This window comes from Gluconobacter potus (genome assembly GCF_015244705.1).
Classification (GTDB): domain Bacteria; phylum Pseudomonadota; class Alphaproteobacteria; order Acetobacterales; family Acetobacteraceae; genus Gluconobacter; species Gluconobacter potus.
Window position 1 is genome coordinate 1 of sequence record NZ_JABCQF010000048.1, and the last position, 1,927, is coordinate 1,927.

A 1,927-nucleotide genomic window follows, 5' to 3' on the forward strand; every position below is an offset into this window, starting at 1 on the left:
AAATGATCAAGCGAACCATGTTCGGAAGAGCAGGCTTCGAACTCCTCAGGGCGCGTGTCCTTCAGCCCGCATAATCAAAAAACATCATCACGAAAAGTACGGAAGAACCCAGTTCTCAGTGAAAATCAACAATGTCGGCAATCGAACACTGTCGCACCGCAGCCCTTGGTGGTCATGTCGCAGCGTGCGGGGACTGTGGACACAGGCGGATCGCCTATAACAGTTGCCGCAACCGTCATTGTCCGCGCTGTCAGGGGAACGCCGCACGGACATGGCTGGCCGAACGTGAGGCCGATCTGCTGCCGGTCGGGTATTTCCATGTCGTCTTCACCCTGCCGGCGCGGATCGCCGACATCGCGCTGCAGAACAAGGCCGTTCTCTACGCCCTGCTGTTCCAGGCGGCCTCGGAGACGATGATGACGATCGCCGCCGATCGCCGCCGATCCCCGGCATCTGGGTGCCCGCATCGGCATCACCGCCGTGCTGCACAGTTGGGGTTCGGCGCTGACCCACCATCCCCATGTGCACATGATCGTGCCAGGTGGCGGGCTCTCGCCCGATGCCCAGCGCTGGATCTCGTCGCGCCCGGCTTTCCTGCTGCCCGTCCGGGTGCTGGGCAAGCTGTTCCGCCGTCTGTTCCTCACCCGGCTTCTGGCATTTTTCGACGCCGACCGGCTGGCCTTTCGGGGCCAGCTTGCTTTCCTGGCAGACCGCCGTGCCTTTCTGCGGTATCTGGCCCCCGTGCGCAGCCGACGCTGGGTTGTCTACGCCAAACCACCTTTTGCGGGTCCCAAAGCGGTGCTGGCCTACCTGTCGCGCTATACCCACCGCGTTGCCATCTCGAACCGTCGCCTTCTGGCGTTCAACGAAAACGGCGTGACGTTTCGCTACAAGGACTACCGACGGGACACGGCCCACCAGCAGCAGGTCATGACACTCGCCACGGATGAGTTCATCCGCCGTTTCATGCTGCATGTCCTGCCACGGGGATTTCATCGCATCCGCCATTATGGCCTGCTGGCCAGTTCCAATCGCAAGGCCAGCCTCGCTCGGGTGCGGGACCTGCTGAAGGTCATACCCATGCCAGCACCAGAAGTCACGGAACCCGAACCGGTCATGCCACCGCCCTGCCCATGCTGTGGTGGTCCGATGGTCGTCATCCCGATCCTTCCCCGCTGGTGCCAGCCCAGAGGACCGCCACGGACGACTGATCTGGCCGGGAGATCAGCATGATGATCGGCAGACATGACCCTATAACCCGATGCCTGCCGGAACCGTCTCGTTCCGGCGCACCGACAGGCTTACGTAAAACGCGAAAAAACGACGGAAAGCGCGCACCTGGCCCTGAAGATCCTGTCATCTTCATGTGTAGGATCAGCGGGAAACACCCTTTGTCGCGTCACGAATGTCGCCACGTGACCCCGCTCAGAGGCGCCTCAGGGCAGCGCCAGTTGCAAATTCCCCATAACTGAGTCTCGGTGTCGCGGGTTCGGTCTTCCCAGACTTTCGTACGCCTCGCGGCGCCCGAAACCCTTCAGGCAAACGGAATGTCTGCTTCCGGACAAAAGATGCAGAAAGCCGCCAGTTAATTCCACAGTTTCCAAGACGCCCCTAACAGATTTCGTCTCCACCCGAAGCCAGAAAAGCGCGGATCCAAAAAATCTGACAATCTGTTCATCCTAGTTTACTCACGAAATGTCTGAGATGATCTGCAATGAAACTGGCTATAAAATAATAACTGTGATCGTAATCAGGACGAAGATTCAGGATGAGTTCCTGCCCTGCATTCTGTGCGGCTTCCTGGAACAGTTCTGGTCTGAGCTGTTCTTTCAGAAACTGGTCCGCCAGACCCTGATCTATCAGAACAGGCAGTCTTTCCTTCGCTGTCCGCACAAGTTCAAGCGGGTCATAGGCTGCCCAACTGGCA

1 protein-coding gene and 1 pseudogene are annotated in these 1,927 nt (G+C 59.1%); one reads left to right on the top strand and one right to left on the bottom strand.

Annotation, left to right across the window (positions count from 1 at the left end; translation table 11 throughout):
* Nucleotides 1–131: 131 nt before the first annotated feature.
* Nucleotides 132–1,233 (top strand): annotated as a pseudogene (locus tag HKD31_RS15865) (IS91 family transposase); the annotation flags it as partial.
* A gap of 441 nt (nucleotides 1,234–1,674) precedes the next feature.
* Here HKD31_RS15865 and HKD31_RS15870 read toward each other — a convergent pair.
* Nucleotides 1,675–1,927, bottom strand: a 253-nt coding sequence (locus HKD31_RS15870) for an alpha/beta hydrolase-fold protein (RefSeq protein ID WP_255520141.1), incomplete at its 5' end; no start/stop codon positions are given.